The organism is Peristeroidobacter soli (assembly GCF_004138485.1).
Lineage (GTDB): Bacteria > Pseudomonadota > Gammaproteobacteria > Steroidobacterales > Steroidobacteraceae > Steroidobacter > Steroidobacter soli.
This window is the reverse complement of record NZ_RYEV01000006.1, coordinates 671,088-697,652: the sequence shown is the minus strand read 5'-3', so window position 1 is coordinate 697,652 and position 26,565 is coordinate 671,088. Positions and strand designations below refer to the sequence as shown.

The window sequence follows — 26,565 nt, the reverse complement described above, 5'->3', positions numbered from 1 at the left end:
CTCAAACCAGCCCGAAGGCTACGAGTAACAGGTCGATGATCTTGATGCCGATGAACGGCACAATCAGGCCGCCAACGCCGTAGATCAACAGATTCCGCTGCAGCAAATGCGCTGCGGACGCGGCACGAGTTTTCACGCCGCGCAGAGCCAGCGGCACCAGGAACACGATAACGACGGCGTTGAAGATCACTGCCGACAGGATTGCGCTCTCGGGACTTTCCAGTCCCATGACGTTGAGCGCGTTCAGCGACGGGTAGGTCGCCGCAAAGGCCGCGGGAATGATCGCGAAGTACTTGGCGACGTCATTGGCGATGGAGAACGTCGTCAACGCACCGCGCGTCACCAACATTTGTTTGCCGACGTCGACGATCTCGATCAGCTTGGTCGGATTGGAGTCGAGGTCGACCATGTTGCCCGCTTCCTTCGCGGCCTGCGTGCCCGTGTTCATCGCCACGGCCACGTCGGCTTGCGCCAGCGCGGGAGCATCGTTGGTGCCGTCGCCGCACATCGCGACCAACCGGCCTTCGCTTTGATTGCTGCGAATCAGCGCGAGCTTCTTTTCCGGCGTGGCTTCCGCGAGGAAATCATCCACCCCTGCTTCAGCAGCAATCGCGGCGGCAGTGAGCCGATTGTCACCCGTGACCATGATGGTCTTGATGCCCATCTGGCGCAGCTCGGCGAAGCGCTCGCGAATGCCACCTTTCACTACGTCGCGCAGCTCGATTACACCCAGCACACGCTTACCATCGGCGACGACAATTGGCGTCGCACCGCGACGCGCGATCGTATCCACCGACTCGCTCAGCTTGCCCGGCCAAACGCCACCCTGCTCTTCGACGAACTTCCGGATGGCATCCGCTGCGCCCTTGCGCAGCATGCGCCCTTCCAGATCGACGCCGCTCATGCGCGACTGCGCCGAGAACTTGTGGAAGGTGTGTATCGTGTTGGCGAGGTCGCGGCCGCGCAGTTGGAACTTCTGCTTGGCCAACACCACGATGGAGCGGCCTTCCGGCGTTTCATCCGCGAGCGAGGCCAGTTGCGCCACGTCCGCCAGTTCCTGCTCAGTGACGCCGGGCGCCGGCACGAACGCCGACGCCTGACGATCGCCCAATGTGATCGTGCCGGTCTTATCCAGCAGCAGCACGTCGACGTCACCCGCTGCTTCCACTGCACGGCCCGAGGTCGCAATCACATTCGCGCGCACCATGCGATCCATGCCGGCGATACCAATCGCGGACAGCAATGCACCAATGGTCGTTGGAATCAAACACACCAACAGCGCGACCAGCACAGTGAGCGTCACCACGGAGCCCTGCCCGGCCGCATCGACTGCGAACTGCGAGAACGGCGCGAGTGTGCCCGTGGCAAGCAGGAACACCAACGTGAGCATTGCGAGCAGAATGGACAACGCGATCTCGTTCGGCGTCTTGCCGCGCTTGGCGCCTTCGACCATCGCGATCATGCGATCGAGGAACCCTTCGCCTTCCCTCGCCGTGACACGCACGACGATCCAATCGGACAGCACCCGCGTGCCACCGGTCACCGACGAGAAGTCGCCGCCCGCTTCACGCAACACCGGCGCGGACTCGCCAGTCACCGCGCTTTCATTCACCGAGGCCACACCTTCGATGATCTCGCCGTCGGCGGGAATGGTGTCGCCGGTTTCCACCAGCACCAGATCGCCCCGACTGAGCGTGCTGGCCTCGACCGACTTGTAGTCGGTGCGATTGCTGGCGGTAATCTTCTTGGCATAGGTGTTCTTGCGCATCGACCGCAGCGTCGCGGCCTGCGCCTTGCCGCGTCCCTCGGCCAGCGCTTCGGCGAAGTTTGCAAACAACACGGTCAACCACAACCAGGCCGCGATCGCCAGGATGAATCCTGGACGTCCAGCGCCTTCGATCGCACCCGCAGCCGCGCCGACGCCGATGATCGTCGTGAAGATGCTGCCGATGAACACCACGAACATCACCGGGTTTCGTACCTGCACTCGCGGATCGAGCTTACGGAACGAATCGACGATGGCCGAGCGAAGAATCGCACCGGTCACATACTTTGCCGCAGGGCGCGGCACTCCCGGGCCCGCGCCCTCGGCTGCCGGAGCAACCTGATCGGACTTGTTATCTACGACTTTTGCTTGCGTAACCATGATTGATCAACCTTTGCCGATCATCTGCAAGTGTTCGACGATGGGGCCGAGTGCCAGCGAAGGCAGGAATGTCAGAGCGCCGATCATCAACACGACGCCAATGAGCATCGCGATGAACAAGGGCGTATGTGTCGGGAGCGTGCCTGCGGTGATTGCCACGTTGCGTTTGGCCGCGAGGCTGCCTGCGATCGCGAGCACCGGAATCATCAGCCAGAAGCGCGAGATCCACATGGCCACCCCGAGCGCGATGTTGTAGAACGGCGTATTCGCGGACAGACCGCCGAACGCACTGCCGTTGTTATTACCGGCCGAGGAGAACGCGTACAGAATCTCCGAGAAGCCGTGCGCACCTGGATTCGCGACGCTGCCGGTACCGGCGGGAATCGCGCTTGCTATCGCAGTTCCGACCAGCACCACCACGCAAGGCACCAGCAGCACGATCGACGCCATCTTTACCTCATAGGCTTCGATCTTCTTGCCGAGATACTCCGGCGTGCGGCCCACCATCAAGCCGGCGATGAAGACAGCGACGATGGCGAACATCAACATGCCATATAGACCGCTGCCTGTGCCGCCGAACACGACCTCGCCCAATTGCATGAGCCACATGGGTACCAGGCCGCCGAGCGGCGTATATGAGTCGTGCATCGAGTTCACGGAGCCGTTGGACGCCGCCGTGGTGGCGGATGCCCACAACGCGGAGTTCGCGATGCCGAAGCGCACTTCCTTGCCTTCCATGTTGCCGCCGGAATGGGCGACCGAGCTCACCTGATCCACACCCAATGTTTCAAAGCGCGGATTGCCGGCCTGCTCGGCGTTGAACACACCGAACGTCAACGGCAGAAAGATGATCATCATTGCGGCATAGACGGCCCATCCCTGGCGTGTGTCCTTCACCATGCGACCGAACGTGTAGCACAGTGCGGCCGGAATCAGCAGGATCGCCAGCACTTCGAGAAAGTTCGTGAGCGGTGTGGGATTCTCCAGCGGGTGCGCCGAGTTCACATTGAAGAAGCCGCCACCGTTGGTCCCCAACTGTTTGATCGCGACCTGGCTCGCCGCCGGTCCCATCGGGATCGTTTGCTGGGTGATCTGCTGCGCCTGGGTCGCGGCATTACCGGCCGCATCCAGTATCGGCCGACCCGATGCATCCTGCACGGGCGTTTGAATGGTGACGGGCTCGACCAGGTCGACAGTCTGATAGGCGGAGAAGTTTTGCACCACGCCCTGCGACACCAGCACCAGCGCCAGAATCAGCGACAACGGCAACAGCACATAGAGTGTGCTGCGGGTCATGTCGACGGTGAAATTGCCAATCTGCTGCGCCTGACGCCGCGCGAAGCCACGAATCAACGCCACCAGCACTGCCATGCCGGACGCGGCGGAGACGAAGTTCTGCACGTTCAACGCCAGCATCTGCGTGAAGTAGCTCATCGTCGACTCGCCACCATAACCCTGCCAGTTGGTGTTACTGGCGAAGCTCACGGCAGTGTTGAACGCCGACTTGGCTTCCACACCGGCAAAGCCTTGTGGATTGAGCGGCAGCACACCCTGCGCGAGCTGAATCACATAGACGGCCAGGAAGCCGATGAAATTGAACAACAGCACTGCGAGTGCGTAGCGCTTCCACGTCGACTCGGCATTGGCATCGATTCCGCACAGGCGATAAATGCCGCGCTCCACGGGACCAAGCACGGGGGTAAGCCAGGTGCGCTCGCCCTGATAGATTCTCGCCATGAAGCCGCCCAACGGCTTGACCAGCGCCGTGAGCACGATCGCGAAGATCACGATCTGCATGACACCTGAAATGTTCATTCGAATTTCTCCGGAAACAACAAGGCCACCACCAGGTACACCCCCAGTGCGGCGGCCAAGATCAGACCGATCCAGTTCATGACGCTCACTTGCGCAACCTCTGGTGAATGAGCTTTTGACGGCTATTGGTAACTTTGTGGCCGGAATCGGCACTTGCGTCGACATCTTGCTGGCTCGAAGCCGGCTTCTCGGAACGCGGCTCGAGCATCACGGCAAGCTTGTAAAGCAGCCAGGTCAGGCCAACCAGCAGCAACACGGAAAAGACGATAGCTCTGTCCATGGGTGTCTCCAGGTCGAACGGTAAACACCGACGCTGGCTAGAATAGACAGCGCGGTGTAAGGATGTTGTGAGGATTTCGGGCGCGCATCAGCGCCAGGGAAACGTGGTACCCACGGTCAGTACCGCCCGGGCCTCGGAGCTGAATGCGTCGTTGGGCGTACCGTCTGACTCCTTCAGGTCGCTGCCATCGACCCATTTCAGGGCAAAGTTGAACTTGCCCATGACGTAGCCCACGCCGATGGCGTAGTCGACATATTCCCGGCCCGTGCCGGCGCGATCCAGATCTTTCCAATAGTCGCCGCCGCTGTAGCCGACGTGAGCGAGCGCGGAAAAGTTGGCAGGCAGCGGCACAGTTGCGTTGGCCTCGAGATAGTAGGCCGGCGTATCACCCGCGGTCGTGTCGCCGCCAAAGTCATTCGAGTACCATACTTTCGCCTTGAACCATTGCTTGGACAGGCTTGCGTATATTTCGGGATAGTTGTAATCGGACTCTTCGTACGTGTAATAGATGAGCCCGACATCCCAACCCAGCCCGTCCTCGCCCGTCGTGCCCGAAAACCCGGTGTAGAGATCGACTTCGTAGTCGGCATCCAGGCACGAAGGATTGGCGGATGCACAGAAATCGACATTGCTCGCCCAGGCGCCGATGTACCAACCACTGTCGTGGGAGTAGTCGAGGCTGGCTTGCACGGCCGGATCCTGGGCCGACTGCGTAATCCCTCGAAAATCGTAGTCACTCGCCAGCGTCCACGTGGAAGTCACGCCGGCATTCGCGGCAACGCTCAGCGCCATCAACCCTGTAGCCGCCGCCAGCTGCATCTTTCTCACAAACCTGCTCCTCAAGTATTCGAGATACGCAACAGAACGGGCGCCGCCGGCCATGCATCACCGACGTTGCCGGTGACGCGCAGCTTTGATGGCGGCGCCGTGCCTTTTTCCAGGACAGAATGATGCGCGCGACCTGCGGCGCCGGGCAGACCAAATCCTGTGAAGAATTTCGTTGGGTAGGCAATGCTGGCGACGGCGCGTACCATGCGCGCCGGCCACCCGCGCCGATTACGAGGTCATGATGCTGATCAGTTGCGTCGTCTATCGAAACGGCGAAAGGCTCGCCGACATCGAGCCGCACGACATTCACAATTACATCGTCAAGCCGGACTGTTTCGTGTGGGTGGCGCTGTTCGAGCCCGACGCCCGCACGCTGGAGCTGATGCAAGCCGAGTTCGATCTGCACCCGCTCGCAGTGGAAGATGCGAGACACGGCCATCAACGACCGAAGATCGAGGAGTACGGCGACTCGCTATTCGCGGTTCTGCAGATGATCGAGCCTGAAGATGGCGGTCTGAAGGTTGGCGAGGTCGACATCTTCGTGGGGCGCAACTACATCCTCACGGTTCGCAGTCGTGCCGAACGCGGCTTTTCCGATGTGCGCGCCCGTAGTGAAAATGAGCCGCAGCTGCTCAAGAATGGCCCCGGATATGTGTTGTACGCGGTGCTGGATGCGGTCGTGGATCGCTACTTCCCGGTGCTGCATGAGCTGGAAAACGATCTCGAGCGCATCGAAGAACAGATCTTCGCGGATGTTTCTCCTCGCGCCAACATTGAAGCGCTGTACGCACTCAAGCAGAAGTTGATGATTTGCCGTCACGCCGTCGGTCCGCTGCTGGAAGCTTTGAGCAACATCACCGGCGCGCGCTCACCGGTCATCTGCACCGGCATGCAGGAGTATTTCAGGGACGTCTCCGATCACCTGCTGCGGTTGAGTCAAACGATCGAGTCGGTTCGCGACACCATCGCGACCGCGATCTCGGTCAACCTGTCCATGATTACGCTGCGCGAAAGCGAGACCATGAAGCGACTCGCCGCCTATGCGGCGCTGATCGCCGTTCCGACGTTGATCGCAGGCATCTACGGCATGAACTTCGACTACATGCCGGAGCTACGCTGGCGCTACGGATACGCTACCGCGATCGGCGTAATGACGGTCGTGGACAGTTATTTGTTCTATCGTCTACGGAAGGCGAAATGGCTGTAGCCGACTTCCTGTCCCCCGCAATTATCTCAGCCGGACCGCTCTTGGCCGAGCCGATCTTGTTCACGCGCGCGCCAACGAGTACTCGTGGTGCAGTCCTCGAGAGCACGATCGAATTATTGCGGACCACCATCGCATGCGACGCCGGTGCAAAGGCACGCTCATGAGATCGCACCGGGCGGGATGACTAGTGTGGTGAAGCGTGTCAACGTGGGTACACCGGCCGTCCAGCAAGTGAACAAGTACGATCAGGACCGCGAGAACATCGATGGCTCGTACGTCTTCTCACTGGCGGCGGGCAAGCATACGATCTCCCCAGCAGCGCCGACACGCCATAGCCAAGGATGCTCGCCACCGCGGTAGCCCAGACCCAGGGCCCCGGCAGCGCCAGAATCGACAGCGCGATCGGCAACAGGAACAGCGACGAGAATGGATTTTCGACGCCGCCGCTCCAGGCGATCATCCAGGTGAGCGAGCCGATATCGACCAGCATGTGCGCGAACACGACCGCGTCGCTCAGCTCCTCGCTCTGGCGCGCACGCCACGTCGCGTACACGTTGAACGCCGCCAGGGCACCGATGCCGGCCCACAACGGCACCTCCGCCAGAGCCAGCTGTAGCGGTCCAGTGACGATGAGCACGGTCAACACCTGACCGACGACCGCGAGCCAGCGAAGGTTCGCGAGCAATCTGATGAAGGAAAGCGAGGCTCGGTAATCCACGATGCAATTGCGGCGGCGGCCGCAGCGCCGGAGAGCGGCATGATGCTGCAACTTGCCGGGGTCCGGCGATGGCGTCAAATGGGCCTGCTGGGCAGCCGTCGAATTGCTGACGCCAGCGATAGCGGCCGGAGCCTCTTATCGCACTGCCGGCGCGACATTTTGTCGCAGGCGGCGGACCGTCCGATTCTCCGATAATCCCGGCCATGCTCAACCCGCACTGGCAAGCGCCCCCTGGCGCTCCTGCCGGTGCGATCGTGCGCCGTCATCGCGTCGTTCAAAGGCGAAGTACGAATGGATCGTGGCGGCACGCATCCCGCCGCCGAAGCGCACGACGCCCATGACGGGCCGGCGCAATCGCATTGAGAGAGCCGCGCGGCCATGTCTGTGAGATGACTCGATGAACGATCTTTCCGATCCGTCACGTTCGACCTCGCGCCTCTATGCACGGCTGTGGCGCTGGCATTTCTTCGCCGCGCTGATCGTGATTCCCTTCGTGTTGTGGCAGTCAGTCACGGGTGTGCTGTACCTGTGGCACCGGGAGCTGGCCAGTCTCACGCATCCCGAGTTGATCAGCGTGTCGGTCTCCGATGAGCGAGTGAGCTATGACCGACAGCTCCAATCGGTACTCGCACACGAGCCGCGCGAGCGCTTGCAGTCCATCGAGCTGAGCGACGATCCCGCACGCTCGACCGTGTTTTTCTTCGGCGACACGAATGGCCTGCCCTACCCGGCCTTCGTCGATCCCCACAGCGGCGCCTATCTCGGCCGCATCGAATCCACGCATTGGGTTCGCGGCCTGAGTCGAGGACTCCATGGTGGCTGGCCGATTCAACCCTGGGGTAGCTATCTGCTCGAACTGGGCGCGAGTTGGGCCATCGTCATGACACTCACCGGCGTGTTCCTCTGGTGGCCACGCAACGCGCAAGGTCTGGCAGGCGTGTTGTATCCGCGCCTGCGCAGCGGCTCGCGCATTTTCTGGCGCGACCTGCACGCGACGGTTGGCATCTACTTCGCACTCATCCTCATGGCATTTCTGATCAGTGCCATGCCATGGACGACGCTCTGGGGCGGCGAAGTGCTGGGAAGCATCCAGCAAGCGACGAATCAGCAATCTCCCACGAGGTTTTTCTTCGCCGGGGGCGGCGATCCCAATCACGCCGCTCATCACAACTCCGCGCACGAGCAGGTCGCCGGCTCAACGCAGGCACAACGTGGTGTCACGCTGGATCAGTTGATACAGAAGGCGCGTGCTGCCGGTGCCCGTGGCAATCTGGAATTGCACCCGGCGCAGCACGGCGGACCGGTCAACGTTCGCGACGACCATCCTCGTGCGTGGGACGAAGTGTGGCTGCAGCTCGATGGCAATAGCGGCGAGGTGCTGACCCGAGTCGTGTGGAACGATTTCCCGCTGCTGCCGAAGTTCGTCTCGCTCGGTATCGATCTGCACGAAGGGCATTTCTTCGGCCGCCTGAATCAGATCTTCAACACGCTCTTCGCCACCGCGCTCGTCTGGCTGTCCGTCACAGGATTCATGGGCTGGTATAAGCGCCGCCCGCGCGGCGGCCTGTCGGCACCGCCCAGGCGAGAGCTCCAGTTTCCACGCGCCGTCATCGTGACGAGCGTGATCCTTTGCATCGCTCTGCCACTGCTGGGCGCCTCGGTCCTGGTCATCGCCTTGCTCGACCGCGCGTTGGGTCGTGCGTTGCCGAATGCCGCCTGAACCGGCGCAGCTTGTTGCTCGCTTCCACAGGGAGAATCATATGAAACAACTTCAAGACCACACCGGCATTTGCGCAGCACCTCGCGCACGGCGCTCTGGACTCGTGGCATCGCACGTCGCGCTGGCCCTCGCGATGGCGCAGACCAACGCAGTGGCCGCCCCCGCCGACAAGACGCTCGAAACCGTGACCATCACGGCACAACGCATCCGCGAGCAGATCGAAACCGAGCAGGCGCTCACGCCGGGTGGCGTCACCGTCGTCGATGGCGAAACGTTGCAGGAACGCAGTGTCACCAACATCACGGACCTGTTGCGCTACGTGCCGGGCGTCTGGTCGCAGAGCGGCTGGGGTTCGGATGAGTTGTTCTTTTCCAGCCGCGGCTCGAATCTCGATTCCACCGACTACGACAAGAACGGCGTCAAGCTGTTCCAGGACGGACTGCCGATCACGACAGCGGACGGCAACAACCACAACCGCGTCGTCGATCCGTTGAGCGCGCGTTACTCCGTCATCGCGCGTGGCGCGAACGCGTTGACTTACGGTGCGAGCACGTTAGGCGGCGCATTCGATTTCATTTCGCCCACCGCGCGCAGCACCGATCCGCTTTCGCTCTACGTGACCGGCGGCAGCGACGGACTGCTCAGCGGACGCATCACCGCAGGCGGCGTCGCCGACGCGCTCGATGGTCTCATCACGGTCGAAGGCAAGTCCTACGACGGCTATCGTGAACACAGCAAACAGGAGCGTGAAGGCGCGTATGCCAATGCCGGCTGGCAGATGTCCGACTCGGTATCGACGCGCGTCTACGCGACCTACATCGACAACGACGAGGAGCTGCCGCGCGGCCTGACGCTCGATCAGATCGCCGAAGATCCCGACCAGGCGGCGGTCAGCGCCATCACCGGTGAAAATCGCAAGATCGTCAAGACGGCGCGCGGCGCCTTCAAGACCACGTGGCAGATCGATGCCGCGAGCTCGCTGCAATTCGGCTTCTCCTATGAGAAGCAATCGCTGTATCACCCGATCGTCGACGTGCGCGGCCCCGACCCGGACGGCGCCGGCCCGCTGCTCGGACCGCAGTTCTTCAGCCTGCTCATCGACACCGATCACCGCACGCTGGGCGGCATGGTGCGTTATGACCTCAAGGTCGGCGCTCACGACCTGCTGTTCGGAATCAACTATGCCGACACCGAAGTCAAGGGCGGCAACTATGGCAACCTGTTCGGACGTCGCAATGGGTTGATGGAACGGACCGAGGAATACTCCGACGGCTACGAGGCGTTCGCCATGGATCGCTGGCGCATCGCCGATGCCATCACACTGGTGTACGGCGCGCAGTTCGTCGACACGAATCGCGACGTACGCACGACCAATGCCGCCACCGGCGACGTGGTCAATCCGAAGGGTGACTATTCGGAAGTGAATCCGCGCGTCGGCGTCATCTACTCTCTCAGCGATAGCAACGAGCTGTTTGCCAGCGTCAGCCGCCTGTTCGAGGCGCCCACCACCTTCGAATTGCAGAACGATGTCTGCCAGTGCAATCGGCTGCTGGATCCCATGAAGGGCACCGTCGTCGAAGTCGGCACGCGCGGAGCAACGGCGCAGAGCGCAAGCACGCGCTGGCATTGGGATCTCGCCGTGTACTACGCCAAGATCGAAGACGAGATCCTGTCGGTCGACGAACTGGTACCGGGCACGAACATTCCCACCGGCACCAGCCTGTCCAAGAACATCGACGACACCGTTCATGCCGGTATCGAAGCGCTGGTCGGTGCGAGTTTCTCGTTCGGTGGCGACACGCACCGGCTCGAACCGCTGCTCAGCCTGACTATCAACGACTTCTCGTTCGACTCCGATCCCGACTACGGCGACAACACCCTGCCGGCCGCGCCGAAGTATGCGGCGCGTGGCGAGCTGATCTATCGGCATCGCAGTGGCATCTTCGCCGGCCCGACCTTCGACTTCATCGGCAAACGCTACGTCGACTTCAAGAACACCACGACCGTGGATTCGTATCAACTGCTCGGCTTGCGCGGCGGCTTTGCCGGCAAGGGCTGGGAGGTTTTTGGGGAGCTGCGCAATCTCACGGACAAGGAGTACATCGCGACATTCAGCGTGTTGAACCAGACGAGCGGCAATGACGCGATCTACCTACCCGGCGCACCGCGCTCGGCATATGTCGGCGCGCGATTGTCGTTCTGAGATCAAGCGACAGCTTCATGGCGAGCGCCAGCCGATTTCCGGGCCGGTCATGTGGCTCAAGCGCCGCAAGTCGGGCTTGGGCGCACCGGAGCCGGACCGCGGGCAAGGCGTCGTGTGGAGCATCGCGGTGCTTTTGATCGTGTTGGGTATCGTCTTTCCGTCGCTAGGCTGATGGACCCGCGACATCCGGTCGCATGGAAGCGGCGCGGCAGCGGCACTACCATGCGCCCCGATTGAATGTGAGACGAATCGATCATGCTACGCGCCCTTCCCTCGTTGTTCCTTTGCCTCGTCGTCGGCAGCGGCTTTGCAGCCCCATCTGCAACGCCGGCAGCCAATGTGTCCATCGAACTGCCCTGGGCCCGCGCCACGCCGCCGGGAGTTCAGGTCGGTGCCGCCTACGCCGTCATCGCGAACCAGGGACCGGCGACGGATCGCTTGCTGAAAGTAACCACGCCCGCCAGTGCCCGAGTGGAAATTCACAGCACGACGCAAGTGGCAGGTCGCATGCAGATGCGCCCCGTCACCGAGCTCGACGTGCCCGCCGGCGCCCGCATCACGTTCGGTCCGGGAGGCATGCACCTGATGTTGGTGGATCTGAAGGCGCCGCTGCGAGCCGGCACTCAGTTGGAACTGACATTCGTATTCGAGAAGGCCGGGGCGATCGCGGTTCAGGCGACGGTGGCGCCGATCGGCTCGAGCCTGCCGGCGGAAGAAGACGCCTCGCACCATGCGCATCACTGATCGTCGGCGTCTGTGGGCACTGGCGCTCGGAGTCGTCGCCTTCTGTGGCGGCTTGTGGGTCGCGCACTCGTGGTACTCGGCGCAGACGCCGGCACAACCGGCCTTCATGCTCCCGCCACTGGAGCTGCGAGCTCCGACACCTGATTTCTCGCTCACGGACGGCAACGGCCACGTGCAGACACTGAGCAACTTTCGCGGCCGGGTCGTCGTGATGTTTTTCGGCTTCACACGCTGCCCGGATGTGTGTCCCACCGAGCTCTTCAAACTGTCGCAGGTGATGCAATCGCTCGGCGAGGATGCTGAGCACGTGCAAGTGCTGTTCATTACGCTGGATCCGGAGCGCGACACCCCCGAGTTGCTGAGCAACTATACCGCGGCCTTCAATCCGAGCTTCCTCGGCCTCACCGGCACGAGACAACAGATCGACGCGCTCGCCAAGGACTACTTCGTCGTGCACGCCAGGGTGCCGGTCGGCGACAGTTACGTCATCGACCACTCGACCTTCACCTACATTCTGGACCGGCAGGGCCGCCTGCGCCTGCTGGCCAGAATGGACACGCCGGGACCGACGCTGGTGCACGACCTCCGCCTGCTGGTGCACGACGCCACCCGGGATTCGAACTCATGACGCCTGCCGCGCCGGCTCGCAAAGCAACGCTGTTGCTGCTGGTCCTGTTGCCCGGATTGTTATATGCGGGTCTCGCGACCTGGCATCACTTGCTGCCCTCCGGCACAGATCGTTCCGAATCTTCCAGAACGACGTTCTCCAATGTTCCCAGTCCTTCAATCGCCACGGTGCAGACGTCTGCCGGGTTCAGGATTTCGATAGTGCGATCGGCGGTGGAATTGGCGTTCGACATCGGCGTGGTTCCCGGCAATCAAGCGACGCGGCACTGGATGGTATCTCATCGGCCGCGCTCGGCGAATTGCAATGCACCGACAGCAGCATGCGAGCGCTGATTTATCGCAGTTATTGTCGATGTTATGCCCAGCTCGACTGCAACCGGCATAGAACTCGCTCATGCCCATGCATCCGAGCCCCTGAACGCCGATCAGGGGACCTCCAGCACCGAGCTCGAATTGGGTAAGGCAGGTACTGCGTGTCATCCAATCTCTCCGACGTTGACAAAGACACCTTATAAGTGCGGAGTGCACTCCAGACTCAAGGGGTGGACCGTGTTGATATCGGAATTTGCCAGGCTGACAGGACTTTCCGTCGACACCGTGCGCTTCTACATCACCAAGGGCTTACTCAGACCGGAACGCGCCTCCAAGGGTGGCAGGCGTCCCTATCAAGTCTTCCGCCAGGATGACGTAACCGCCGTGCAGATGATTCGGTTACAGCAATCGCTCGGTTACTCGCTGGCGGAATTCGGCGCGCTCAACGAGGAGTATAGGAAGGGGGCTCGCTCGCTGGAGCGGACTGCGGAAGTCCTCAGGAACCAGATCGATCGATTGGCGCAGCGTCGACTCGAGCTCGACCATGCACTCACGTTTCTACGCGAGAAGCTCTCGTGGGTGGAAGCCGGCAAACCGGGCGCGGCTCCGAATCTCGACAACTATCATTGCTGACAGCCACCGGACCTGCTGGTCGCTGCAAGCCTATGAGCTCACCCAATTCATTTCCATGGCACGCGCCCCCAGCAGCAGCGAAGCGCCGAGCCTCGCTGCGCTTTCGAGGAGTGGCTGAGCCGCGCGTCGATCCGCCGAATTGCGCCAGCGTAAGATATAACTGAACTGCGGCAAGTCCTCGCCTGTGATCGCTTCCGCCAGCCACAGCACGTCGGCGCCACTGGCCCGCAGTGCCGGTACATAGACATCGGCAAAAAACGCTTCGACCGCCGCCTTCTGGCCGATGGCAACACGCTGATCGACCAACTCGTGAACGCCGCCGCTCCAGCGACGTGAGTCCAGTCCGTCACAAGCCGCGCTCGGCGATAGAAATGACAGCCCGGTTCTTTCAATCATCTCCGAGCCGGCGTTGGTGGACGTGCGGACCCGCTGCCACTGAGGGTCGATGTAGAAGCCCGCCCACGCAGACTGCCTGGCGTCGAGCCGCTCGAAGCCCAGCAGGTAGACAAACGATGCGGAGTCCTCGCTGGCCGTCGCCGTCCAACGCCCCAGGACATTGAGATGATGCCGGGCGAATAGTGGCGGCAGATGCTCGACGAAACGGTCGCGCACATCCGGCAATCGTCCCGATGCAACACGATAGCGTCGTAGTTCGAAGATCAAGAGCGGCGGCCTCGGTTCAATCCTCGGGGGCCAGCGTGACTCGCAGACCACCGAGCTCGGGTTCGAATGCGATCTGGCAGGACAGGCGCGACGTTGGCCGACAATGCGACACTTCCGCGAGCAGGTCTCGTTCGTCGCCGCCGGGCGGAATGAGCCGGGGATACCACGCCTCATCCACGAATACATGGCACGTGGCGCACGCACAGATGCCGCCGCAGATCGCGGCGACGCCGGCATCGAGATTGCGCAGCGTCTCCATCAGACTCGACCCGGCAACCGCCTCGACCTCCCGCTCGATTCCGTTGCGATCGATCACAATGACTTTGCTCATGACTGCTTTCTCAGGCTGCGCCACGCACATCGCTGGCCACGCGACGTGGTGTGATCGGGTCGAACACCAGGGCGATATGATCGCGCTGGAACGTATCACTTACCGGCATCACCAGCGATCCGGAGTCGCGGCGCAAAGTGTCCATCACGTGTCGCGCAGCCCCCGCCATCACTTCATAAATGGTGAGATAGCGATAAGGGAAAGGCGGATCACGGCGCTGCTCGGGCGCGAGCCGGAAGCGTTGCGCGGCAATCACGCCGTCGACCTTCAGTACGTCGACGACGTGCTGATTGGTGTACCAGTCGTTGAACTCGTCGTCACACCCTTCAGCCGCGTTGGACAGCACAATGTAGAAGTATTTCTGTTCGCTCAACTCACACCTCCGTCATTCGCACCGTGGCCCTTCAGAGCCACCCCACTGTCTCACCGCCATCGCACACGAATTCCGCGCCCGTGCAGAAGCCGCTCTCGGCAGCCACCAGAAACAACGCCAGCCGGGCCACATCGAGCGACTCGCCGTGCCGGCCCACAGGGAGCGTTAAACCTCGGTCGCGCACCTTCTCCAGGCCGTAGCGACCGCGAGTCATGTCGGTATCGATCAGGCCGGGCACGATCAGATTCACACGTACGCCGTAGCGCCCGAACTCCAGAGCGGCGGATTGGGTCAGTCCACGCACGCCCCATTTACTCGCGCCGTACGCCGCCAGGTTCGCCCGTCCACGGATGCCGGCAATGGAAGAAACATTCACGATGGCGCCGCCATTCGCTTTCAACGCCGACACTGCCGTCTTCATGCCGAGGAAGACGCCGGCCAGGTTGATGGATTGCATGCGCATGAAGTCCTGCAGCGAAGTCTCCTCGATGGAGCCGACGCCGAGAGCCGCGGCGTTGTTCACCAAAATGTCGAGTCGGCCGAATCGACTCAGCGTCCGCTGCACGGCGGCCTGCCACTGCTGCTCACTGGAAACATCGAGATGCAGGTACTCCGCCCCAGCAATCTCCGCGGCGCGTGTCTGCCCTTCGGCATCGAGAATATCCGCTAGCACTACGCGTGCGCCGTGACGAGCGAACAGTTCGGCTTCCGCGGCACCCTGTCCTCGCGCTGCCCCGGTAATCAAAGCAACTTTGCCCGTCAAGTCGAGCATGGATTTTCACTCCTCCTCCGGAATCGTCGCGGTCAAGCCATCGAGCGCTTCGGTCACGACGATCTGACAGCTCAGCCGGCTGTTCGGCCGCTTCGGTGCACGGGCGTATTCGAGCATGTCGATTTCGCCCGGCGTCGGCGCCGTGAGCCGAGGCAGATCTTCCTCGTTCACATACACATGGCAGGTCGCGCAGGCCATATTGCCGCCGCACTCGGCGAGAATTTCGTAGATCTGATTCTCGACCGCGCCACGCATCAGGCTCGCGCCCACCGGCACCTCGACTTCGGCGTTCGGCTTTCCGGACCGCAAGAACACAACCTTCGGCATGACAGTGCTAACCCTGTGCCGACGGGCGCACGCGTCGCGGCGTCAGCGGCTCAAACATCAATTGCAAATATTCCGGGGCGACCGCATCGCTGACAGGCAACGCCGGCGTTCCTGTATCGCGTCGTAACCTGGCCATCACGCCGGCCGCCTTCTCGGGGTCGATCTCATAGATCGCAAGATAGTTGTATGCGTGCGGCGGATCGGTTCGCTGCACAGGCGCCAGCCGGAACCGTTGAGCCGCAAGGACACCGGGAATGCGCAGTACGTCGGGCACATGTCGATCCGAGTACCACTCATTCAACGCGTCGTCCCGGCCCGGCAGCGCCGAGCACAGGACGATGTAGGTCCAGTGCGTCACCACGCCACCGGCAGGCGCCGCACGCCCAGCACTTGCCCGCTCTCGATGAACTCGATCTGCTCGAACGGACAGGCGAGTCGAAACCCGGGCAAGCGCCGCCACAGGGTCGAGTGCGCGATCTCCAGTTCCACCTTGGACAGGAAGGCGCCCAGGCAACGATGCGACCCGGTGCCGAACGTCATCAGATTGCGCGCGTTCTTGCGCTTCAGGTCGAGCTTCGCGGCTCCATCGAAGATGCGCTCGTCGCGATCCGCGATGTTGGTCAGGATGATCACGCCTTCGCCGGCGCGGATCAGCTGTCCATTGATCTGGACATCGGCGATCGCCACGCGACGGCGGCCCGTATGGGTGACGGAAAGATAACGAAGCAGCTCGTCGATCGCATTCGACAGCGTCGCCGCGTCCGTACCCGCGCGCAGGATCTGCGCTTGATCCGGGTTGATCAGCAATGCCAGCGTGCTCAGCGCGATGGTGTTGGCGGTCGTCTCATGACCGGCGATGAGAATCAGACGAGCGAGTCCGACCACGTCTTTGCGAGACAGCGCGCCGGTGCGCAGCTGCTCGACCACGAGCCGGCTCAGCAAATCGTTTTCCGGCGCAGCTTCCTTTACGTCGAGCAGACGGTCGATGTACTCGGACAGATTGCGTCCGGCGGCGGCGCCCTCCTCGGCCGGATGATCGGAGGACAGACAGATCGCCGTCTGCTCGGCGAAGTAGTCGCGGTCGACGTATGGCACGCCAAGCAGTTCGCAGATCACCATGGTCGGAATCGCCAATGCGAAATCATGCACGAACTCGGCCGGCGGACCTTTGGCAATCATGTCATCGAGCAACTGGTCCACCTTCGCCTGGATCGCGGGGCGCAGCTCATTCACACGCTTCACCGAGAAGTCCTGCAGCAGCATGCGTTTCTGCACGCCATGCTCGGGCTCGTCCATGGTCCGGAGGTTGTGATCCTGGCCGACGGTCGCACCGTATGCCGCGCTCTTCTCGGGATATCCGGGCTTGCGCGGATCGGCGCTGAAGTTCGCACTGTTGAGGACGGATCGCACATCCTCGTAGCGCGCGATCAGCCATGCATTGACGCCATCCCATTGCCGGATGCGTACCAGCGGTTGCGAGAGCAATGCCAACAGTTGATCCGGCGGATCGAACGGCCGCGCCGAATTGCGTTTGGGCGGAAATTTCGTCGACAACTCCGCGGAGAAATCTGTGCTCATGAGTGATGCCCCCTATCGTCGTGAGTCGTTACCCGCATCGCGCTCAACGCACCGGCGGCCAGATGCGCTCGCCGACGAAGGGCGAGCCCGGCGGATACACCGCGTTGGACGTGATCTTTCCAGTCCACGCCTGCGGGTCGAGCGTCTTCGATTCATGCGGCTGCTCGTGATCGGCGAGCCGGTCGGCCAACGAGGAGAATTCATACAACACACCATGCTTGGCCCAGCCGGCGACGCTGACCAGCTTGCGCGTGCGCACGCAACTCTTCATCCGGCTCATCAGCGGCAAGCGCTGTTGCGAGTACCAGCGGCTCAACTCCAGCTCCGCCTCGACGGTCCGCATGCGATAGGCGCCGAACTGGATCGCCGGCGCACTGGTGGAACCGGGGAATCTGTGCTCGATGGCGCAACCGTCCACGCGCGTTTCCTCGACATAGAACTCGTGGCGCAAACCTCGGCGCTTCGCCAGCCGCTGCCCATCCTCGGCCGTCTCCTGCATATCCAGCACATGTGGATTGAAGAATGTGTGCGGCGAAGGTGCGCCGACCAGTAACAGGAACGCGCAACCCTCGGGCACCGCTTCGTCGGGACGTGCGGCTACTCGATGCAACTCACGCATCGATTCGCCGCCCCCGGTGTTGCGATAGTGGGCTGCCCAGGCGATGCCCGGCCGCTGCAACAGTTTCGGCAGATAGACGTCGTGCAGCCACGCGAGCCACTCCGTCTCGTCGGCCGGATCGATGTCGTACCAGCTCGCCCAAAGCCCATTGTCCATTCAACGCTTCCCCCTGCCGGCAGTGATCTCGGCAGGCGCGGCTCCGGCCGACTGCGCCTGCGTGAACGAGGGATAGCGACCGAGCGTCAGCACGCACGGCCCACCGATGGCGAAAAGAATCGCGGCGAGCGTGAAACTGGCGTTGTAGCTCCCGGTCATTTCATAAACGTAGGCGAACGCCGCGGGACCTATGCCCGCCGCGACGGCGACACCGGCGTACAGAAGACTGTAAGTGCGAGCGTAACTACGCAATCCGAAGTAACGCGCAGTGAAGAATGCCAGCAGATCGAGCTCGGCCCCGGCCGCCATCCCGGCCAGCAATGCGGCGAACAGATAAGCCGCGTACGGAACGTCATTGAGGAAGATGATGCAGGCGACCACCGGCGGCGTCAGCACGGCCGCCGCGACAGCGGGCGCCCAATAGCGGTCGATGAGCCAACCGACCAGCAGCCGGCCGAAGATCACGGCGAGACCGAATACGCTCTGCACGGCAGCCGCCGCCGATGGCGAATAGCCGCGATCCGTGAGTGCCGGAATGAGATTGGGAATGATGCCGGTGATCCCCAGGTACATGGCGATGATCGACAACATCAACACCCAGAAGCGATATGAACGTAGTGCTTCGAGTGCCGTGAGGCCCGGCTGCTGCGTGGCCTGCACGCCGCTACCTGGCTTTGGCATCGCGGTATCGCGCGGACGGAAAAAGAGATAGGCGATCGGCAATGCAATCGCCACCGGCAGCAGCGACAGGCCGACGAACCCGATGCGCCAGCCAAAGCTCTCGATGAGCGAGACTACGTAAGGCGGCACGAAGATGGCGGAAACGCCCGTGCCTGACAACGCCAATCCGAGCGCGAGTCCGCGCGACTTCTGAAACTGACCGGCGATCGCGCGTGTCCACGACACCGGACCGCTGCCCGCGCCCAAACAAGCCACCAATGCGTAAGCGAGATAGAACGTCCAGATCGACGACGTGGCCCACGCCGCGCTGAGAAAACCGATGCCCGCGCCGATCAATCCGGTGAGCGCGATGAGCCGCGCACCGAAGCGATCGATGAGCATGCCCGCGAGCGGTGCCGCGATGCCGCCGAGTCCCATGCTGAACAGAATGGCTCCCTGCACGTCCGCACGGCTCCAGCCAAACTCGGCTTCCAACGGCTTGACGAAGGCTCCGATGGAATACGTCGCGAACCCGATCGACCCGAAGGCCACGCCGGCGACACATGCGAGTAGCAGGCGCCAGCCGCCGATGAGCTCGGCCTGCTCCGCCGCGACTGTCGCGTGCGGCGTGTGGGCCTCGGGCGACGCTGTCGGCAGCGGCCGCCCGAGCTCGCAAGTGCCCACACTAGAACCTGACTGTGACATCGCCACCGACCACGCGCCCCTTCACCGGGAAATTGACGTTGCCGCCGCTCGGGAACGCGAGCGGACTGTTGTTGCCAGTATTGAACTCGTCCAACAGGTTCTTGCCATACACCGTGAACTTCACCGACTCCATGCGCGCCGGCGCGAACGACACGCTCGCATACAGGTTGTCGACCGCGGGCAACGGTCCAGTGTTGGCATCGTTGAAGAAGGACGCATCGCGGTGATCGAGCGAGAGCTGCAGACCGAGGCTGCCGGCATTCAACTCCCGATCGAAATAGGCGCCGATGCTGTAAGTGAGCGGCGCTTGGCGCGGCAGCTTCAATGCCTTGTCGTTGCGATCGACGACACCGTCGCGATTCAAATCGGCGAAGACGGTGACGTAGTCGGCGTCGGTCTTGCCGACCGAACCCTTCAGCACCAACCCGCCGCCCGCGGAATAGGTGACCTCGGCTTCGATACCCTGGATACGCGCATCGGCTGCGTTACCGATGATGGTCACCTGCCCCGTTGGCAGCGAGTAGCTGGTCTCGCGCTGCAGGTTGCCGATTTCCTGATAGAACACGCCAATGTTCAACAGCAGCCTGCGGTCGAGCAGCGCGGATTTGAAACCCACTTCGTACGCGTCCGACTTCTCGTCGTCGAACGGCCCCGGCGGCGCCGCGGTCTGGCTACGGATGTTATAGCCGCCGCTGCGGTAGCCCTTGGTGTAGGAAACATACGCATTGGAGTCGTCGTTGATCTCGTACTTCAGCATCACGCGCGGCGTGAAGCTGGTGAATGTCTTGCTGTCCTGGAACGGATAGGCACTACAGGTACGCGTATCGAAATCGCAAAGGCTGTTGGCGAAGTTACGCGTGTTGACTTTGACACTCTTGCGGTCGCTCGAGTAACGGCCGCCGAGGCCGAGCGTGTACTTGTCGGCGAAGCCGATATCGGCATTGACGAATACGCCGAAGGACTGCTGATCCTGATGGCCGCCGTAGTCGCCGACCAGACCGGACTGATCAACCGTGGTGCGCTCTATATATAAGAAGTCCTGCTCGAAGTAGTACAGGCCGGTCACCAGGTCGGTGCTGCCGAAACGGCCCGCGTAACGCAGCTCGTCGCTGAACTGGTCCTGCTCCAGCGAATTGCCCAGCGTACCGTACGCGGTGGGCACGCCATCGATATCGAACAGCGACTTGTTGTCCACCTCGCGATAGCCGGCGATGTTGGTGATGCTGCCGTCGCCGAAGCCGACATTCACCACCGTTTCGGACACCACGGAACTGGCGGTGAGATCGCTGAAGCCGACCTCGCCCGAGACCGTTTCGAACTTCGAGGCGTAGCGTGGATTCCGATTGACCGGGCCATCGCCGGTCATATCCGAGTGCTCGACGATCAACGTCGTGGTGATGTCATCGGTCGGCATGAACACCAGCGTCGGACGCACGAACCAGGTTCGGGTCTCGCCATCGTCGCGGCCGGTGAAGCGGTTCTTGAAATAGCCCGGATCGTCGTTGTAGTAACCGGTGAGCTTGGCGAGCAGCTTCGGGCCGCCGAGCGGACCCTCGATCGAGCCTGACGCCAGCACGTTGCCGTAATCCTCGTAGCCGAGCCGACCGTTGATCGCGAATTCATCGCCGGGCCGCCGCGTGCGGATCGAGACCGCGCCGCCGGTGACATTGCGACCGAACAGCACGCCCTGCGGACCGCGCAACACTTCGATGGCTTCCAGATCGAACGTGTCGACGACCACGCCATAGTTCGTGCCCATGTAGATGCCATCGACGAACGTACCGACCGCCGGCTCGATGGAGGGAATCGAACTGTTCACGCCGAGGCCGCGAATCGAAAAGCTGGCGACGCCCTTCACCGTACCGAGCGCATCGAGCGCCACGTTCGGCATCGAGAAGGCCAGGCTCTCGATGTTTCTTACTTGCATGGCTTCGAGCTGAGCGGCGCCGAACGCCGAGATGCTCGCCGGTACCTCCTGCAGATCCTCGGCCTGCGTCTTTTTCGTGGCGGTGACCACCACGCCCTCGAGCAGCGCCGAGACCGGTGCCGTTTCGTCGGCACGCGCTTCAGTGGACTGTGCCACCGCAGGCTGTGTGACGAATGCGGCGCAGGTCAACCCCATCATCGGCATCATTCTGATCTTATGCATACATCCCCCGTCGATCGTGCTGTGTTCGTGCGCGTGTCTCGCAATGTTTGCGGTGGGTTCCTCAGCTCATGCGGCGTGCAGCCGCAACGGCAGCCGGTCGAGCGTGCGCAGTGTGTTCACCAGGCGATACTCCGGCTCTCCGGCCGGCTCCATGCGGGCCACTTTCCGTGTCAGCGCCCCCAGCACGCTGTCGGCTTCGAGCTTGGCAATCAGCTGCCCGATGCACATATGCGGCCCACCGCCGAAGGCCAGTTGCGAGCTCAGGCCTCGGCGCGTCATGTCGTAGATATCCGGATCCAGCCACTTGCGTGGATCGCGATTGGCGGCGCCAACGAAGTACGCAACTTTGGTGCGTGCACGCAGGCGGATGCCGCCCAATTCGGTTTCCTCGAGCGTGGTTCGGAACAGCACCTGCGCCGGCGATTCATGCCGGATCGCCTCATCGAAAGCGTTGCGCGAACGATTGGGCTCAGCGCGCAGCAGATCCCATTGCAGCGAGTTGCGCGCCAATTGATTCAGCGCGAAGCCGATGCCTGAAATCGTCGTGTCGACTCCGCCGCGCAGGAAACTGCGCACGTGCGCGGTCGCCGTTCCCGGCAGCAGCTCACCTGCGTCCTCAGCCTCGAATATCTGCTGGCCGAAGCCGCCGGGAATCATGCTGGCGCGCTGAAAACTCTGTTCGTACCTGGCGAGGTACGGCTGCGCGTTCGCGACCGACGCCTGAGTGCGCTCGTTGTTCGGCCCGAGCTGATTGAAATTCATGTCACCGATCGCGATGAACAGCTCCGGCGAAACGTCGACACCGAGCACTCGCGGAAACACGCTCAGTACGAAGCGCTCGCAGATGTCCTTGATGCCGTCCACCGTGCCGAGCTCGACGGCGCGATCGACGACTTGCCCGGCCTCCTGCTCGAACGCGTGTTGCCACTGACGGATCACACTGGGCGACAGTATTTTCGCGAGCGCCTTGCGCACACGGGTATGCACGGGTGGATCGATCTCGCTGATGGGACTCGCGGTCCGCCACGCACCGGGCTCCTGAATATTACTCATCCCCATGCCATAGGAAGAAACGAAACGTTCCGGGTGGGACACCAGCTCGAACGCTTCTTTGTATCGCCCCACCGCGTAGCAGCCGTACGTCGGCAACGTGACAACCGGGGCAAGCTCGCGCAGCTGTTCGAAGAACGGATACGGATCGCGCAGCACCGGGTCGGAGAACGGATCGATGTTCAAGTCCGGGGCTGTCATCACTGCATCCTCAATCCGCCATTGACGTCGAGCGTCGCTCCAGTGACGAATGCGGCTTCCTCGGAAACGAGATACGCGGCTGCCGCAGCCACTTCCTCGGGGCGTCCGATCCTGCCCACCGGCAACATGCTCAGGCGCGAAAAGCCTTCATCGCCGGCCGACTGGCCGCGGGCCGCATGCAACATCGGCGTATCGATGGGACCGGGAGCGATGGCGTTGACGGTGATGCCGTATTGAGCCAGCTCGCGCGCCGCGCCTTTAGTCAGACTCAACACGGCGCCCTTCGACGCGATGTAAGCAGCGTTCGCCTGATAACCGCCGAGCTGCGCCGCCGCCGAAGAGATCGTGACGATGCGACCGTGCGGCACCGGGGTCGCCTTGCGCCGGCGCGCCATCTCTCGAATGACTAGAAACGCACCGCGCGCGTTGATTGCGAACACGTGCTCCCAACTCTCCAGGTCATATTCGTCGATGCCCGGTCGCGGCTGATCGAGGCGCTGGCCAAGCACGCCAGCGAAATGAGCGAGCACGGCGATGGGCCCGAGTCGCCGTTCCACTTCATCGAATGCACTCACCACGCTCTGCCCGTCGGACACGTCTATGCGCACACCGATGTGTTTCGAACCTGACAGCTTCGCCGCCGCGACACACGCGTCCGAATCGAGATCGGCGAGCGCGACCGTCATGCCGGCCTCGGCAAAACGGCGTGCCGTTGCCAGCCCGATGCCGCCCGCGCCACCCGTGATGAGAGCGATCCTGGTCATGGTGTTACTTGTAACGTTGACGCTGCTTGCGGATGAACGCGACCAGCTCGGCGGTTACATCCAGACCGCCGCGCTGAGCCGCTTTCTTGGTGTCGCACCAGGCCTTCAGATCGGCCTGACCTTGCGCGGTGTGGAAGTTCCAGTCCTTGTCCAGCGGCGTGGTGATCTCCAGGCGAATGCCGTTGGGATCGTAGAAATAGATGCTGTAGATGAGCCCCTTGTGATCGGTGGGACCGACCACCTCGACGTCGTTGCTCACCAGCCAGGCGTGCCAGCGATCCACTTCGGCGCGATCTTTCGCCTGCATCGCGAAGTGATCGAAGATGTCGTAGGCCGGATGGGTCACGGCCGGACGCTGCGGCAGTCCCGGCGCCTCGAAGAAGGCGATGGTCGAGCCGTCGGCCATGCGGAAGAAAATATGAAAGTAAGGAAACGGATCGCCGGTGGACGGCACGCGGTCGTCGTACACGGTGCTCGCCAGTTCCATACCCATGACGCGCGTATAGAACTCGGCGGTAGCTTCGACGTCGTGCGTCACCCAAGCCGCGTGATTGAGCATCAGCGGCGTCAGCCCCGGATTGGCGGACCGCGCCACGCGTGCTACTGGTTGTTCCTTCGTTGCCGACATACCCAAGCCCCCTCTCGTCTGAGCCATTCGCTGTTTCAGGTGATAACGTAACCACGTTGGACCGCGACAGCTGTCCCCGTGCGATGGGACCGCTGCCCAGCCGGCTGCTGCGGCATCATCGATCCCAGGCCTGCTTCACGGAATTCGCCATGAACGACATCTCTCTGCGCCGCCTGTTCACGCTGACAGCTCGAGTCACCGACCCGCCCGTGCTCGTCAGTCCGACGGCGATGGGCTACCAGCGCCGAATCATGCGCGTCAGCGGCGGCGAATTTGCCGGCGAGCGTTTGAGCGGCATCGTATTGAGCGGTGGCGCCGATGCACTGATGATCCGGCCCGATGGCGTGCTCGCCCTCGACGTGCGCTTGATGCTGCAGACCCACGACGGTGAAGCGATCTATTTCACTTACACCGGACGGCGCGGCGGCTCGCCTGAAGTCGTGGCGCGCATTCATCGCGGCGAGCTCATTGCGCCGGGCGAGGACTACTACCGTATCGTCGGTTCGTTCGAAGCGCCGACCACGACGCTGGGCTGGCTCAACGACATCATGGTCGTCGGCACCGGCCGGCGCGAACGCGATGCCGCCGTCTACGAGATCTACGAAGTGCTGTGAGCGGCGAGCCCGCGGCCCCCGATCAACTCTCGGCTTCCGCACGCCACGCATCTGCATCCTCCAACCGGCCGCGCAACACACCAAGGAAACGCGCGGCCAACGCGCCGTCGACCAACCTGTGGTCGGCGGTCAATGTCATTTTCATGAGCATTCGAGCGACGAAGCCATCGCCGTGCGGAACCGCCGTCGACACCACCGCGGCCACCGCCAGAATCGCGGACTCGCCGGGATTGACGATGGCGCAGAACTGATCGACGCCGAACATGCCGAGATTGGACACGGTGAAGGTGCCATCCGACATGTCCGCCGCCGAAAGAGTGCGCGCTCGCGCGGCTTCCGCCAGCCGCCGCGCTTCGGCACTCAGCTCGCGCAATGACAACCGCTCGGCCTGGCGGATCACGGGTACCAGCAACCCGCCGTCGACGTCCACCGCCACCCCGATATTGACCTCGGTGCGAGGCCAGATCGCCCGCCCGTCGGTGTGTGCATTCAACATCGGGAATTCGAGCAGCGAGCGGGCAACCGCGGCGAGCACGAAGTCCGTGATGCTGTAGGCACCGCCGGCACGCTCCTTCGCTTCAGCTCGCAGTTGCAGGAGTTGCGTGACATCCGCGGCGACAGTGACGGTGAACTGCGGCACCGTGGTCGCACTCAGGGTCAACCGTTCCGCGATGGTCCGACGCAGCCGGCTCATAGGAATCGCGGTGACTGCCGACATGTCGCTCTTGTTCATCAAGACTTCACCAGTCCGCGAACGGCCGAGACCACCGCCGCAACGTCGGGTATGACGCGCTTCTCCAGATCTTCCGCATAGGGAATCGGCGTGCGTGCGCCACCCAGTCGTTGTGGCGGAGCCTTCAACGAGCGCCACAGCCGTGACGCAAGCTGCGCGGCCAACTCCGCACCGAATCCATACAGCAGCGGCGCTTCATGAGCGATCAGCACGCGCCCCGTCCGCGTGACTGAAGCGGCGATCGTTTCCATATCCAGCGGATAGAGCGTGCGCGGATCGACGACTTCGATCTCGATCTGTTCGGCAGCGAGGATCTCCGCCGCTTCGAGCACTCGCTTGCGCATCAGCTGAGTCGCGATCACTGTGACATCTTTACCTCCGCGCACCACCGACGCACGACCTAGCGGAATCGGCTCCGAAGCAACCACACCGCGCTCGTTGTACAGGGCCTTGTGCTCCAGGAAGATCGTGGGGTTGGGGCTCGCGATGGCCGATAGCATCAGTCCATAAGCATCCGCCGGCGTGCCCGGCACCACGACTTCCAGCCCCGGAATGTGCGCGAACAACGTCTCGAGCGATTGCGAGTGCTGCGCGGCCTTGCCGATACCGGAACCGCCGTTGGTACGAATCACCAAAGGAATCTGGAACTGACCGCCGAACATGTACCGTGCCTTGGCCGCTTGGTTCACGATGGCGTCCATCGCGAGCAACATGAAGTCCGAGTACATGATCTCGACGACCGGCCGCACGCCGCGCGCAGCGGCGCCGACTGCGGCCGCGACAATGGCCTCTTCGCTGATCGGCGTATCGCGCACCCGCGCGGCACCGAATTGTTCGAGCAAGCCCTTCGTGACTCCGTAGATGCCTCCGCCCGTCCCCCAGCGCGTCAGATCTTCGCCCATGACGAAGACGCTTGCATCGGCGCTCATCGCATCGCGCAGCGCTGCATTCAAGGCGCGCCACATCGGCACGGGACGGCTGCCGGCGGCAGCCTGGGACACATCTACAG

At 62.6% G+C, this 26,565-nt stretch carries 30 protein-coding genes; 8 read left to right on the top strand and 22 right to left on the bottom strand.

All coding sequences use genetic code 11. The features are described from left to right. Position 1 precedes the first annotated feature (1 nt). From kdpB to EKO19_RS38455, 6 genes are all read right to left on the bottom strand, one after another. Entirely contained in the window at positions 2–2,146 is a 2,145-nt protein-coding gene (gene kdpB / locus EKO19_RS29290; protein ID WP_129780918.1) for a potassium-transporting ATPase subunit KdpB, read from the bottom strand. 6 nt (positions 2,147–2,152) lie between these two features. Continuing rightward, entirely contained in the window at positions 2,153–3,961 is a 1,809-nt protein-coding gene (gene kdpA, locus EKO19_RS29285) for a potassium-transporting ATPase subunit KdpA (protein WP_129780917.1), read from the bottom strand. Continuing rightward, positions 3,958–4,041, bottom strand: a complete 84-nt coding sequence (kdpF, locus tag EKO19_RS29280) for a K(+)-transporting ATPase subunit F (protein ID WP_129780997.1) — start codon at positions 4,039–4,041, stop codon at positions 3,958–3,960. The genes kdpA and kdpF overlap by 4 nt, the downstream gene beginning before the upstream one ends. Positions 4,042–4,046: 5 nt before the next feature. Beyond that, positions 4,047–4,241: a hypothetical protein gene (locus tag EKO19_RS29275; protein WP_129780916.1), complete on the bottom strand. Its 195-nt coding sequence runs from the start codon at positions 4,239–4,241 to the stop codon at positions 4,047–4,049. Between the two features lie 87 nt (positions 4,242–4,328). Beyond that, complete coding sequence (locus EKO19_RS29270) at positions 4,329–5,060, bottom strand: TorF family putative porin (RefSeq protein ID WP_246038991.1); 732 nt, start codon at positions 5,058–5,060, stop codon at positions 4,329–4,331. A 20-nt stretch (positions 5,061–5,080) separates the two neighbouring features. After that, a complete protein-coding gene (locus EKO19_RS38455) occupies positions 5,081–5,275 on the bottom strand; it encodes a hypothetical protein (protein ID WP_157995489.1) in 195 nt (64 codons plus the stop codon). A gap of 35 nt (positions 5,276–5,310) precedes the next feature. Between EKO19_RS38455 and corA the strand changes: the two genes are divergently transcribed. Beyond that, positions 5,311–6,276, top strand: a complete 966-nt coding sequence (gene corA / locus EKO19_RS29265; protein ID WP_129780996.1) for a magnesium/cobalt transporter CorA — start codon at positions 5,311–5,313, stop codon at positions 6,274–6,276. A 202-nt stretch (positions 6,277–6,478) separates the two neighbouring features. On the opposite strand, the gene EKO19_RS29260 is transcribed toward corA, so the two are convergent. Continuing rightward, the gene (locus EKO19_RS29260) at positions 6,479–6,994 is read right to left on the bottom strand and encodes a hypothetical protein (protein ID WP_129780914.1); all 516 of its coding nucleotides are present in this window, start codon (positions 6,992–6,994) and stop codon (positions 6,479–6,481) included. 397 nt (positions 6,995–7,391) lie between these two features. Between EKO19_RS29260 and EKO19_RS29255 the strand changes: the two genes are divergently transcribed. The 6 genes from EKO19_RS29255 to EKO19_RS29225 all read left to right on the top strand — a co-directional run bounded on the left by EKO19_RS29255 (position 7,392) and on the right by EKO19_RS29225 (position 13,233). After that, entirely contained in the window at positions 7,392–8,714 is a 1,323-nt protein-coding gene (locus EKO19_RS29255; RefSeq protein ID WP_129780913.1) for a PepSY-associated TM helix domain-containing protein, read from the top strand. A 40-nt stretch (positions 8,715–8,754) separates the two neighbouring features. Next, entirely contained in the window at positions 8,755–10,917 is a 2,163-nt protein-coding gene (locus EKO19_RS29250; RefSeq protein WP_175597241.1) for a TonB-dependent receptor family protein, read from the top strand. A gap of 255 nt (positions 10,918–11,172) precedes the next feature. Beyond that, the gene (locus tag EKO19_RS29240; RefSeq protein ID WP_129780910.1) at positions 11,173–11,661 is read left to right on the top strand and encodes a copper chaperone PCu(A)C; all 489 of its coding nucleotides are present in this window, start codon (positions 11,173–11,175) and stop codon (positions 11,659–11,661) included. Then, positions 11,648–12,289: an SCO family protein gene (locus EKO19_RS29235; protein WP_129780909.1), complete on the top strand. Its 642-nt coding sequence runs from the start codon at positions 11,648–11,650 to the stop codon at positions 12,287–12,289. The genes EKO19_RS29240 and EKO19_RS29235 overlap by 14 nt, the downstream gene beginning before the upstream one ends. Then, positions 12,286–12,621, top strand: coding sequence for a hypothetical protein (locus EKO19_RS38450; protein WP_157995488.1), 336 nt, complete (start codon positions 12,286–12,288; stop codon positions 12,619–12,621). Before EKO19_RS29235 ends, EKO19_RS38450 begins: the two co-directional genes overlap by 4 nt. Positions 12,622–12,837: 216 nt before the next feature. After that, positions 12,838–13,233, top strand: coding sequence for a helix-turn-helix domain-containing protein (locus EKO19_RS29225; RefSeq protein ID WP_129780907.1), 396 nt, complete (start codon positions 12,838–12,840; stop codon positions 13,231–13,233). Positions 13,234–13,263: 30 nt separating this feature from the next. On the opposite strand, the gene EKO19_RS29220 is transcribed toward EKO19_RS29225, so the two are convergent. From EKO19_RS29220 to EKO19_RS29160, 13 genes are all read right to left on the bottom strand, one after another. Further along, the gene (locus EKO19_RS29220; RefSeq protein ID WP_281281127.1) at positions 13,264–13,947 is read right to left on the bottom strand and encodes an NIPSNAP family protein; all 684 of its coding nucleotides are present in this window, start codon (positions 13,945–13,947) and stop codon (positions 13,264–13,266) included. Next, positions 13,913–14,227: a 2Fe-2S iron-sulfur cluster-binding protein gene (locus EKO19_RS29215; protein ID WP_129780905.1), complete on the bottom strand. Its 315-nt coding sequence runs from the start codon at positions 14,225–14,227 to the stop codon at positions 13,913–13,915. Before EKO19_RS29215 ends, EKO19_RS29220 begins: the two co-directional genes overlap by 35 nt. A 10-nt stretch (positions 14,228–14,237) precedes the next feature. Continuing rightward, a complete protein-coding gene (locus EKO19_RS29210; RefSeq protein ID WP_129780904.1) occupies positions 14,238–14,600 on the bottom strand; it encodes a DUF4286 family protein in 363 nt (120 codons plus the stop codon). Positions 14,601–14,631: 31 nt separating this feature from the next. Then, positions 14,632–15,372, bottom strand: a complete 741-nt coding sequence (locus tag EKO19_RS29205) for an SDR family NAD(P)-dependent oxidoreductase (protein ID WP_129780903.1) — start codon at positions 15,370–15,372, stop codon at positions 14,632–14,634. Positions 15,373–15,378: 6 nt separating this feature from the next. After that, the gene (locus EKO19_RS29200) at positions 15,379–15,699 is read right to left on the bottom strand and encodes a 2Fe-2S iron-sulfur cluster-binding protein (RefSeq protein WP_129780902.1); all 321 of its coding nucleotides are present in this window, start codon (positions 15,697–15,699) and stop codon (positions 15,379–15,381) included. A 7-nt stretch (positions 15,700–15,706) separates the two neighbouring features. Further along, positions 15,707–16,057, bottom strand: a complete 351-nt coding sequence (locus EKO19_RS29195) for a DUF4286 family protein (protein WP_129780901.1) — start codon at positions 16,055–16,057, stop codon at positions 15,707–15,709. Further along, a complete protein-coding gene (locus tag EKO19_RS29190; RefSeq protein ID WP_129780900.1) occupies positions 16,054–17,277 on the bottom strand; it encodes a cytochrome P450 in 1,224 nt (407 codons plus the stop codon). The genes EKO19_RS29195 and EKO19_RS29190 overlap by 4 nt, the downstream gene beginning before the upstream one ends. A 43-nt stretch (positions 17,278–17,320) precedes the next feature. Further along, the gene (locus EKO19_RS29185) at positions 17,321–18,052 is read right to left on the bottom strand and encodes a hypothetical protein (RefSeq protein WP_129780899.1); all 732 of its coding nucleotides are present in this window, start codon (positions 18,050–18,052) and stop codon (positions 17,321–17,323) included. Continuing rightward, entirely contained in the window at positions 18,053–19,396 is a 1,344-nt protein-coding gene (locus EKO19_RS29180; RefSeq protein ID WP_217705684.1) for an MFS transporter, read from the bottom strand. A 1-nt stretch (position 19,397) separates the two neighbouring features. Then, positions 19,398–21,566, bottom strand: coding sequence for a TonB-dependent receptor (locus tag EKO19_RS29175; RefSeq protein WP_129780897.1), 2,169 nt, complete (start codon positions 21,564–21,566; stop codon positions 19,398–19,400). Between the two features lie 66 nt (positions 21,567–21,632). After that, positions 21,633–22,817, bottom strand: a complete 1,185-nt coding sequence (locus EKO19_RS29170; RefSeq protein ID WP_129780896.1) for a cytochrome P450 — start codon at positions 22,815–22,817, stop codon at positions 21,633–21,635. Continuing rightward, positions 22,817–23,581 carry an SDR family NAD(P)-dependent oxidoreductase gene (locus EKO19_RS29165; RefSeq protein ID WP_129780895.1) on the bottom strand — a complete coding sequence of 255 codons (765 nt, stop codon included), beginning with the start codon at positions 23,579–23,581 and terminating at the stop codon, positions 22,817–22,819. The genes EKO19_RS29170 and EKO19_RS29165 overlap by 1 nt, the downstream gene beginning before the upstream one ends. A 4-nt stretch (positions 23,582–23,585) precedes the next feature. Continuing rightward, on the bottom strand, positions 23,586–24,209 hold the full coding sequence (locus EKO19_RS29160; RefSeq protein WP_217705683.1) for a VOC family protein: 624 nt from the start codon (positions 24,207–24,209) through the stop codon (positions 23,586–23,588). A 149-nt stretch (positions 24,210–24,358) separates the two neighbouring features. Here EKO19_RS29160 and EKO19_RS29155 point away from each other — a divergent pair, with 149 nt between their 5' ends. Then, entirely contained in the window at positions 24,359–24,823 is a 465-nt protein-coding gene (locus EKO19_RS29155; protein WP_157995486.1) for a DUF3237 domain-containing protein, read from the top strand. 22 nt (positions 24,824–24,845) lie between these two features. Here EKO19_RS29155 and EKO19_RS29150 read toward each other — a convergent pair whose 3' ends face one another. Together EKO19_RS29150 and EKO19_RS29145 are read right to left on the bottom strand one after the other, a co-directional pair. Next, on the bottom strand, positions 24,846–25,556 hold the full coding sequence (locus EKO19_RS29150) for a 2-oxo acid dehydrogenase subunit E2 (protein ID WP_129780893.1): 711 nt from the start codon (positions 25,554–25,556) through the stop codon (positions 24,846–24,848). Further along, positions 25,556–26,521, bottom strand: coding sequence for an alpha-ketoacid dehydrogenase subunit beta (locus tag EKO19_RS29145; protein ID WP_129780994.1), 966 nt, complete (start codon positions 26,519–26,521; stop codon positions 25,556–25,558). The genes EKO19_RS29150 and EKO19_RS29145 overlap by 1 nt, the downstream gene beginning before the upstream one ends. Positions 26,522–26,565: the final 44 nt, after the last annotated feature.

What these genes read in the sequence shown, in the direction of transcription:
- corA (WP_129780996.1), top strand. Translation starts at nt 5,311, where the DNA reads ATGCTGATCAGTTGCGTCGTCTATCGAAACGGCGAAAGGCTCGCCGAC.
- EKO19_RS29250 (WP_175597241.1), top strand. Translation starts at nt 8,755, where the DNA reads ATGAAACAACTTCAAGACCACACCGGCATTTGCGCAGCACCTCGCGCA.
- EKO19_RS29160 (WP_217705683.1), bottom strand. Translation starts at nt 24,209, where the DNA reads ATGTCGGCAACGAAGGAACAACCAGTAGCACGCGTGGCGCGGTCCGCC.
- EKO19_RS29200 (WP_129780902.1), bottom strand. Translation starts at nt 15,699, where the DNA reads ATGCCGAAGGTTGTGTTCTTGCGGTCCGGAAAGCCGAACGCCGAAGTC.
- EKO19_RS29170 (WP_129780896.1), bottom strand. Translation starts at nt 22,817, where the DNA reads ATGACAGCCCCGGACTTGAACATCGATCCGTTCTCCGACCCGGTGCTG.
- EKO19_RS29190 (WP_129780900.1), bottom strand. Translation starts at nt 17,277, where the DNA reads ATGAGCACAGATTTCTCCGCGGAGTTGTCGACGAAATTTCCGCCCAAA.
- EKO19_RS29215 (WP_129780905.1), bottom strand. Translation starts at nt 14,227, where the DNA reads ATGAGCAAAGTCATTGTGATCGATCGCAACGGAATCGAGCGGGAGGTC.
- kdpF (WP_129780997.1), bottom strand. Translation starts at nt 4,041, where the DNA reads ATGAACTGGATCGGTCTGATCTTGGCCGCCGCACTGGGGGTGTACCTG.
- EKO19_RS29275 (WP_129780916.1), bottom strand. Translation starts at nt 4,241, where the DNA reads ATGGACAGAGCTATCGTCTTTTCCGTGTTGCTGCTGGTTGGCCTGACC.
- EKO19_RS29145 (WP_129780994.1), bottom strand. Translation starts at nt 26,521, where the DNA reads ATGTGGCGCGCCTTGAATGCAGCGCTGCGCGATGCGATGAGCGCCGAT.
- EKO19_RS38450 (WP_157995488.1), top strand. Translation starts at nt 12,286, where the DNA reads ATGACGCCTGCCGCGCCGGCTCGCAAAGCAACGCTGTTGCTGCTGGTC.
- EKO19_RS29255 (WP_129780913.1), top strand. Translation starts at nt 7,392, where the DNA reads ATGAACGATCTTTCCGATCCGTCACGTTCGACCTCGCGCCTCTATGCA.
- kdpA (WP_129780917.1), bottom strand. Translation starts at nt 3,961, where the DNA reads ATGAACATTTCAGGTGTCATGCAGATCGTGATCTTCGCGATCGTGCTC.
- EKO19_RS29205 (WP_129780903.1), bottom strand. Translation starts at nt 15,372, where the DNA reads ATGCTCGACTTGACGGGCAAAGTTGCTTTGATTACCGGGGCAGCGCGA.
- EKO19_RS29150 (WP_129780893.1), bottom strand. Translation starts at nt 25,556, where the DNA reads ATGAACAAGAGCGACATGTCGGCAGTCACCGCGATTCCTATGAGCCGG.
- EKO19_RS29235 (WP_129780909.1), top strand. Translation starts at nt 11,648, where the DNA reads ATGCGCATCACTGATCGTCGGCGTCTGTGGGCACTGGCGCTCGGAGTC.
- kdpB (WP_129780918.1), bottom strand. Translation starts at nt 2,146, where the DNA reads ATGGTTACGCAAGCAAAAGTCGTAGATAACAAGTCCGATCAGGTTGCT.
- EKO19_RS38455 (WP_157995489.1), bottom strand. Translation starts at nt 5,275, where the DNA reads ATGGTACGCGCCGTCGCCAGCATTGCCTACCCAACGAAATTCTTCACA.
- EKO19_RS29175 (WP_129780897.1), bottom strand. Translation starts at nt 21,566, where the DNA reads ATGCATAAGATCAGAATGATGCCGATGATGGGGTTGACCTGCGCCGCA.
- EKO19_RS29240 (WP_129780910.1), top strand. Translation starts at nt 11,173, where the DNA reads ATGCTACGCGCCCTTCCCTCGTTGTTCCTTTGCCTCGTCGTCGGCAGC.
- EKO19_RS29155 (WP_157995486.1), top strand. Translation starts at nt 24,359, where the DNA reads ATGAACGACATCTCTCTGCGCCGCCTGTTCACGCTGACAGCTCGAGTC.
- EKO19_RS29270 (WP_246038991.1), bottom strand. Translation starts at nt 5,060, where the DNA reads ATGCAGCTGGCGGCGGCTACAGGGTTGATGGCGCTGAGCGTTGCCGCG.
- EKO19_RS29165 (WP_129780895.1), bottom strand. Translation starts at nt 23,581, where the DNA reads ATGACCAGGATCGCTCTCATCACGGGTGGCGCGGGCGGCATCGGGCTG.
- EKO19_RS29185 (WP_129780899.1), bottom strand. Translation starts at nt 18,052, where the DNA reads ATGGACAATGGGCTTTGGGCGAGCTGGTACGACATCGATCCGGCCGAC.